The 8,193-nt window shown below is 38.4% G+C and carries 8 protein-coding genes; 5 read left to right on the plus strand and 3 right to left on the minus strand.

Going from position 1 to position 8,193, the window contains the following annotated elements:
* Nucleotides 1-98: 98 nt before the first annotated feature.
* The 3 genes from DBR11_RS18900 to DBR11_RS18910 form a co-directional block, all read right to left on the minus strand.
* On the minus strand, nucleotides 99-3,119 hold the full coding sequence (locus DBR11_RS18900) for a DUF2723 domain-containing protein (protein WP_108554191.1): 3,021 nt from the start codon (nucleotides 3,117-3,119) through the stop codon (nucleotides 99-101).
* Between the two features lie 146 nt (nucleotides 3,120-3,265).
* On the minus strand, nucleotides 3,266-3,589 hold the full coding sequence (locus DBR11_RS18905; RefSeq protein WP_108554192.1) for a hypothetical protein: 324 nt from the start codon (nucleotides 3,587-3,589) through the stop codon (nucleotides 3,266-3,268).
* Nucleotides 3,590-3,613: 24 nt separating this feature from the next.
* Nucleotides 3,614-4,459: a maleylpyruvate isomerase N-terminal domain-containing protein gene (locus tag DBR11_RS18910; RefSeq protein ID WP_233260825.1), complete on the minus strand. Its 846-nt coding sequence runs from the start codon at nucleotides 4,457-4,459 to the stop codon at nucleotides 3,614-3,616.
* Between the two features lie 165 nt (nucleotides 4,460-4,624).
* On the opposite strand from DBR11_RS18910, the gene DBR11_RS18915 reads away from it, so the two are divergent.
* The 5 genes from DBR11_RS18915 to arsB all read left to right on the plus strand — a co-directional run bounded on the left by DBR11_RS18915 (nucleotide 4,625) and on the right by arsB (nucleotide 8,010).
* Nucleotides 4,625-5,410: a hypothetical protein gene (locus DBR11_RS18915; RefSeq protein WP_108554193.1), complete on the plus strand. Its 786-nt coding sequence runs from the start codon at nucleotides 4,625-4,627 to the stop codon at nucleotides 5,408-5,410.
* Between the two features lie 94 nt (nucleotides 5,411-5,504).
* The gene (locus DBR11_RS18920) at nucleotides 5,505-5,834 is read left to right on the plus strand and encodes a helix-turn-helix transcriptional regulator (protein ID WP_108554194.1); all 330 of its coding nucleotides are present in this window, start codon (nucleotides 5,505-5,507) and stop codon (nucleotides 5,832-5,834) included.
* Nucleotides 5,835-5,921: 87 nt separating this feature from the next.
* Entirely contained in the window at nucleotides 5,922-6,500 is a 579-nt protein-coding gene (locus DBR11_RS18925) for a DUF6428 family protein (RefSeq protein ID WP_108554195.1), read from the plus strand.
* Nucleotides 6,501-6,512: 12 nt separating this feature from the next.
* Complete coding sequence (locus DBR11_RS18930) at nucleotides 6,513-6,932, plus strand: arsenate reductase ArsC (protein ID WP_108554196.1); 420 nt, start codon at nucleotides 6,513-6,515, stop codon at nucleotides 6,930-6,932.
* 1 nt (nucleotide 6,933) lies between these two features.
* Nucleotides 6,934-8,010 carry an ACR3 family arsenite efflux transporter gene (arsB, locus tag DBR11_RS18935; protein WP_108554197.1) on the plus strand — a complete coding sequence of 359 codons (1,077 nt, stop codon included), beginning with the start codon at nucleotides 6,934-6,936 and terminating at the stop codon, nucleotides 8,008-8,010.
* Nucleotides 8,011-8,193: the final 183 nt, after the last annotated feature.

Consider the following 8,193-nt stretch of genomic DNA (forward strand, 5'->3'; position numbering starts at 1 on the left):
CCTTGATACATATGCTTTATAAAAACAATTGGTGTTTTTTCAAAGATAATGTGCTATAAAGATATTTCAATCGACATTAAAACATTTTAATGTGGCTATTACTTTCTGTTGAAAATAGGACCAAATTTCTTCATATAGTCATTTAGCTGTGCCTGTATTTTATTGGAAATGACAGTTTGTTTACCTTCTTTGGTGAAATCGACCATAGCATTCAAAAATTGCAAACTGAGCTGGACATCACGCACATTTACATTGTTTTTACTTCCGTTTAATAAATTGTAATTGTACTCCAATTGATCAATAATGTAGGTGTCGGCAGTGTCTATCAGCTTATTGCCCAGTGTAATATCGTTTAATTGGAACGCCAGTTCGGCTAAAAAAAGTTTATGGCTTATTACATCGAGATAGGGTACTATATCAGGCATTTCCTGATCATATTTATGCAAAGCTTTCAAAGCAAGGTCATTATGTCCTTCTTGTATCAGGCCTTGCATGAGTTCAATGAAAGTTGAGGTGACCACTGGATAATACATCCACCTGGATTCATGATCGAGATAACGTGCATTTTTAAAATTACCAAACCTGAACTTGTTCATCACGGTATTATACATCACCATGGTATTTGTTTTGCTCATCTGATTTTGAAGCTTGGTATCTTTTTCAAAAGGTATTAAGTGATACACAAAACCCTCTTTATATAAGTACGGCTGTAAGCCAATAAAATTATCGCTATTCATTGTTGTGGTAAAACAAATCGGTCTTTTCCAGTTATTATGCACCAATATATCAAGCATAGCCAGGTTGTCCTTGGTGATATAGTTTGATGTATACTGCCATTCCATGCTCTTGGTGAGCTTACTTTTCTGATCTGGTGCAATCACACCATTTTTAAGAACCTCTTCCGGATCTATAGTAATTTTGAAGTTTTTCGTTGGCAGATAATTGCCATAATCACCACTTTGGTATTGCAACATGACTTGTTTATCATCAGATGTTATAAAATCAAATACTTCCTTTAACTCTACAGGCCCAGAAATTTTCTGGTCATTGTAGTAAATGGCGTCCCTAACACCTTCTTTATATTTGTCGTAAGGCATAGAGATCGGCAAGGGATCCGATTGGTTCATTCCCTTCTGCATCTGGTGGATATACCAATCGGCTCCGAAAAGACTCAGGTTAACAATACGAACATCCGGTCTAATATTCTCTACTTCCTGTGCATACCATAATGGATAAGTGTCATTATCACCATAGGTAAATAAAATAGCATTTGGCGGACAAGAAATAAGGTAGTTATAGGCCATATCGTGCGCAACCCACTTGGTAGAACGATCATGGCTTTTCCACTCCTTAGCCACGAGTACCATTGGAGCCAGCAAGAGGCAAATTACAGTGGAACCAATAGCGGCGGTTTTGGGGCTAGCAAACGTACGGACGAATTCAGCAATGGCGAGTACACTGAGGCCTATCCAAATGGCAAAGGCATAAAAGGAACCCACATAGGAATAATCTCTTTCTCTTGGCTGCACTGAAGGCTGATTCACATAGAGTACAATAGCCAGGCCAGTGAAAAAGAAAAGTAACAGGATCACCAAGGCATCCTTCTTTTTACGCTTAACATGATAAATAGCCCCTATAAGGCCCAGAATTAAAGGCAGAGCATATAATGGAGCATAAGTTATGCCATTGGTCACAGATTTTGGTAAATGCTTATTGCCATCGAAAATACCACTTGTCCAGTTGCCATCAATGCCATCCTTGGTGGTTTGTCCATCCGCATCATTATAACGGCCAACAAAATTCCATAAAAAGTATCGCCAATACATCTGGTACATCTGCCAGCTCAGCATCCATTGTATATTATCGCTAAAGTTTGGAGCTCTATCTCCTGAAATCTGGAGCCAATCTTTGTAAAATTGAATATCTTGTGCACTTGTACTGTACATCCGGGGTAAAAAAGTAGTATGATTATAGATCGATTCAACTTTGTTCCCGGCATTGTCGTATTGTGTTTTTCCTTTTCGGTAAATAATCTCTCCTTGCTTTTGATCTATAACATCAGCGTCGTAATAGGGGCCCTTTAGCAAGGGGTTCTCTCCATACTGGATGCGGTTAAGGTAACCATATAATGTAAATGCGTTATCGGGATGTGAATTGTTTAAGTGAGGATTTGCAGAGGCCCTGATTGGTATATAAGCAAAAGAACCGTAACCAAAATAGATGAAAGCGATACACAACAGTGCGAGGTTAAGCTTTGGTTTCTTATGCCGGATACTGTACACAATGCCCCCTACAATTGTTGCAATAAGCAACAATATAAAGAAAAGTGCGCCGGTGCCGAAGCTTAAACCAAGTGAGTTTACAAAGAAAAGATCGAAGTATGCGGCAAGTTTAACGGTATAACCCCTGATACCATATTGCACAACAGCCAATATAACAATGCTGGTCAAAAAGGCCCGAATTCCATTTTTTATAGTGATCTTTTTACTCCTTCTGAAAAAGTAAACCATGGCTATAGCCGGAATGGTTAGTAAGTTAAGCAGATGTATACCAATTGATAAACCCATAATATAGGCGATGAAAACCAGCCATTTATCAGCCCGGGGTTCATCTGCATGGGCATCCCATTTTAATATGGCCCAGAATACAATTGCAGTACACATGGACGATAAGGCAAATACGATGGTCTCAACTGCCGAAAACCAAAACGTATCGGTATAGGTAAACGCTAAAGCGCCAACTAAACCAGATCCCATGATCAGGATGAGATTTGATTGGCCCACCTCGTCGTCGCGTTTATTAAGGAGCAATTTTTTTGCAAGTGCAGTTATGGTCCAGAACAAAAACATAATGGTTGCTCCGCTGGCTATTGCCGAACCCATATTTGTAAAATAAGGCACCTTAGTATGATCGCCCAGGGAGAGTAAGGAGAACATTTTGCCTAACATAGCAAATACAGGATAACCTGGTTGGTGGGATACTTGTAAACGATAAGCACATGAAATAAACTCACCGCAATCCCAAAAACTTACTGAAGGCTCCAGGGTTAAAATGTAGGTGACCGAAGCGATGACAAAACAAAGCCAGCCTAACAGATTATTAACTTTTTTGTACTGCATTTACATATGTTTTTTATACCAAGTTTAAAGGTCTGTATTTTATCGCCAAGTAGGAGGGAAATCAAGCTCACATTAAGTAATTCTAATGACGTCCAGTTTAAGTTCCATTTCCTGATTTCTAAAAATAGGAAACATAAATTATAATTTTAAACAGATAGACATAGTGTATCCTGACTAACAATTTCCTCATTTTTTTTCATAGTGTAAATGGCTGTTCTAATATCAAAATTAAACTTATGATATAAAGGGTTGTATGGGTGGGCGCTAAAGGTCAAAAACCAGATGAGATCTTTGGTGTAAAGTACTCCAATACATTTGTCTTGTTCTACGATAGGTAGTGATTCCAGATCAAGATCTAGTAAGACATCCAGTGCTTTGATAACAAGGTTCTCCGGATGTAAATAAGTTTGGGTTTTTAGGTGGGGAGAGTCAAAAGATCCTCCTTTTGTAATCAGGGATTTAACGGTCATTGGGATGGTGGTGGTGGGGTAGGGTCAGGCCATTACAGATATCATTTGAAGGGCTACACTCCCAAGTTCTTGGTTTTCGAAAATTTTCACGTGTTTGCTTGCCTGAGCTGGTGAAATCCCTTTGGAGAACAGTTTCCATGCTGTTTGAGGATCAATAACCAAGGTTGAATCTGGAATTTGACTGGTCTCGCCGGTTTGTTGCCAGCCAGAATCCGTATTAATAATCCTCCATTGTCCACCTGCTTCACCAGTGATTCTAACCTCTACAATACTCCCTTCTGGTGCATGTGTATTGCGGTAAGTATATGGAAGTGCATACATTAAGGTCTTTATAAAAGGATAGAAGAGTTCTTTGGTAAAGAGGCCAGGGTTATTTACCGCATCTCTGATTTGTTGCTGATGGATAAACTTTTCGGTGTATTCCCTGGCAATATGAAACCAGTTCTCTGATTGACTTTCTCCAGCCCAAGCTACAGGGGAAATGGCTTTATCAAATGGGTTTAGTGTCCTTAAGTAGGCATAGTACTGTTCTCCTGTAATTTGGAGGAGATTTGTAACGAGTTTTGAACTCAATCTTTTGGCTGCTTGTATCCATTCTGCATTTTGTTGGTTTAGATAAACGATGAGGTCTGTATAAGAGTGGAATGGCTTGGAGGGTGCATTGAAATGCTGATCCCGGGACCCCGAGAGGGCGCGCATATTTCCGTCCAGAAGATGTGCGGCAATGTCTTTTACTGTCCAAAGCGAAGCAATGGTTGGAAGTTGCCATTCCTTTTCTTGTAAGGAGTTAAGCAGTTCTATGAGTAAGGTGTCTAAAACTGGGAAGAGGTGAAGTGTTTGGATTGGTATTTCCTTGCTTATCTTATCCATCAATGCTAAAGATAAGCATATTAGAGAAAAATAAGGAAATAAATGTTGTTTAAACATTTATCAGATCCAGAACGATGTTTAGTCTAGAGATACTTTGTTTACATAGGATACTGCGAATTCGAAAAAAACAAAATAAACGTATATATTTAAAAAAAACTACAACTAATGAAACATAAACTTTGGCTTAGCCTTGCACTTTTGACCTCAATTTCTTTTGCTTCAACAGCACAAACTGTAACACTCGATTACCATTTTAATCATGAAGTAAGAAACAATAAAACAGGCCAGAAGGAAAGGTTTCATTACATGTGGGAAGATACTGGGAGTACAGGATTTTCTATATTGGGAAAGGCCTTTACCGGCAATGGTGCAAAGTTGAAGTCTTTAGATGCCGCGCCAACAGCTGCCAATTTGAAATATACAGATGTATATATTATCGTTGATCCAGATACCAAAAAAGAGAGCCCAAGCCCTAACTACATTGAAAAGAAAGATATCCTTGAAATTGTTAAATGGGTGAAATCCGGAGGTGTGCTGTTTTTACTTGCGAATGATAGTGCCAATGTAGAACTGCCTCACTTTAATCAGTTAGCAGGGAAATTCGGGCTTCATTTTAATGATGATCTTCAAAATCATGTGATTAATGATGATCATTTTGAGGATGGTGCCATAGAAATCAAGAATGACCCAATCTTTAAGACCAGCCGCAAGATTTTCATGAAAGATGTTTGTTCCATTTCGGTTACTGGCGCAGCTTATGCCGGTTTGAAAAATAAGGATAATGCTGTTATTATGGCCATCACCAAATACGGAAAAGGAACGGTTGTAGCTGTAGGAGATCCTTGGTTGTACAATGAATATACGAATGGCAGGTTACCATCGGATTTTGAGAATGATAAAGCAGCTCATGACATTTCAAAATGGTTAATGGAGCAGATTCCAGCGAAATAATCTTTTTGCAGTAATAAAAATATCATTTTGATAAAGTTTAACCCCTAGGATTTGGATAATACAATAACGTATCGTAATATTGCGATACAAAATTATGGGACTTACAAAATCAGAAATATTCACCGAAGAGCAAAACAGGCTTTCCACTTTACTGAAAGCTATTGCCCATCCTGCCAGAATAGCCATCTTACAACAGATTATTAAATCTAATGCCTGTATTTGTGGCGATTTGGTGGAAGAATTGGGATTAGCACAGGCCACAATCTCACAACATTTAAAAGAATTGAAAACAGCAGGCTTAATTCAAGGTACAATTGAAGGTGTGTCTGTTTGCTATTGTATAAACCCGGTAGTTTGGAAAGATCTGGAAAAACAGCTTTCAGGCTTCTTTGGTACGTACAACTTCAAAGCAGATTGCTGCTAAAAAAATTTGATCAAATGTATCGTAATATTGCAATAATACTATAGAAGGAATCTAAAATTATAATCATCATAAACAGAATTTAAAATCATGGATAAAACAGAAGCAATTAACTGGAAAACCTTTAAAGAAACATTAGAACAACATCCAGACTTGACGTTGCAATTTCAATACGCAGAAGACAAATGGGTGGATGTTTCCTATCACATCACCGAAATAAAACAAGCTCCGATTGTATCAGTAGACTGTGGCGGCGTTATAAATAGCTGGACCGAGATCATTGTCCAATTGTGGGAGCCAGAAGGGGAGGAACAAGATAGAGCCATGAAAGTAAGTAAAGCTTTATCTATTGTTAACCTTGTAGAGAAATCACTTCCTTTAAATCCGGTTGGTACTGTTAAAATTGAATTTGGAAATTCTCAATTTGATACCAGACAAATGTTTCCAAATAACTTTCTGATCTCTGGAGAAAACCTGATTATCGATTTGCGTCCTGATGCCGTTCAGTGTAAAGCTATTGGAAGAGGTGGAAGTTGTGGCACAACTGATACCGATGAGGAATGCTGCACACCAGGTGTGAATAAAGAGGCCACGCTGAAACCGAAACTGCAGACGATAAATCTTGCGAGCACAGATCAAATGTGTGAACCCGGCTCTGGCTGTTGTTAAAATATAAAACAGATGAAAAATGTATTAGTATTATGCACCGGAAATAGTTGCAGAAGCCAGATTGCAGAAGGTTATTTGAGGTTTTTTGCCGGAGATCAGGCAGAAATTTATAGTGCGGGCATAGAAACACATGGTATTAATCCGAGGGCAATTGAGATCATGAAAAGAGACGGAATCGACATTTCCGACCATACTTCGAACAATGTTAACGAATACACCAATATCGATTTTGATTTTGTGATTACTGTATGTGACAATGCAAAAGAGAGTTGTCCTTATTTCCAGACCAATGCGGTTAAGCTGCATTACAACTTTCCTGATCCTGCTAAAGCAAAAGGCAGCGAAGAAGAAATCATGGAACAGTTTCGCGAAGTCAGGGAAATGATCAGGAAATACGCTCAAAACTTTGCGAATGAAAACTTAAAGCATTAACATGTCTGCAAATTATTGTACGCCCGCCGCTGAACGAAAACAACTTGGTTTTTTAGATCGTTATCTAACGCTTTGGATATTCATAGCTATGGGTATTGGCGTGACCCTGGGCTATTTTATGCCTTCATCAGCCAATTTTATCAATTCCTTTTCAAGCGGAACAACAAATGTTCCGCTTGCCATTGGTCTAATTTTAATGATGTACCCACCTCTTGCCAAAGTTAAGTATGAGCAAATGGGCAAGGTATTTAAAGATACCAAGGTTTTAAGCGTTTCATTAGTCTTAAATTGGGTAATTGGCCCATTATTAATGTTCTTTTTAGCGATTACTTTTTTAAGGGACTATCCTGAATATAGGATTGGCCTCATCCTGATTGGCCTTGCCAGATGTATTGCAATGGTTGTCGTTTGGAATGAACTAGCCGAAGGAAACCGCGAGTATGCCGCCGGATTAATTGCGCTAAATAGTATTTTTCAGGTATTTCTATACAGTGTTTTTGCCTATATCTTCATTACTGTTCTTCCTCCGTATTTTGGCTTTCCAAGCCAGGACGTAAATATCACCATTTCAGAAATTGCCAAAAGCGTGGGTGTTTATTTGGGAATTCCTTTTGCAATGGGCGTGATCAGCAGATATGCATTGATGGCACTTAAAGGAGAAGAATGGTTTCAAAACAAATTTGTACCACTGATCTCGCCAATTACGCTGGTCGCATTGCTCTTTACGATCGTGGTGATGTTTAGCTTAAAAGGTAAACTCATTGTTCAAATTCCTTTGGATGTGGTAAGAATCGCAATTCCTTTGGTGATCTATTTCTCCATCATGTTTGTCGTTAGCTTTTTTGCAGGGCGTTATTTTGGCGCTGATTACTCCAAGTCTACTTCAATTGCCTTTACCGCAACAGGAAACAACTTTGAATTGGCGATCGCAGTAGCAATTGGTGTATTTGGGATCAATTCAGGACAGGCATTTGCAGGAGTTATTGGCCCTTTGGTAGAAGTACCTGCCCTTATCGCATTAGTCAATTTGGCATTTTGGTTTAGAAAGAAGTACTTTCCAGTAAAATTATATTTATGAAAATTCGATTAGTTTGGAAGAAAATTACCCATCATTTTTTTAAATTTATTACTTAATCCCAATTTTAAAGATGTTATTTCGTTTTCCGCCATTATTTCCAGACATTAACGATCCAACCTTTTTATCTGCAGATTCTAAAATGTTTGCTAAACTGAAAATCGAATCCAGGGCTGGAAAAAGAAC

Origin of the sequence: Pedobacter sp. HMWF019 (assembly GCF_003061025.1) — a bacterium.
Taxonomy (GTDB): Bacteria; Bacteroidota; Bacteroidia; order Sphingobacteriales; family Sphingobacteriaceae; genus Pedobacter.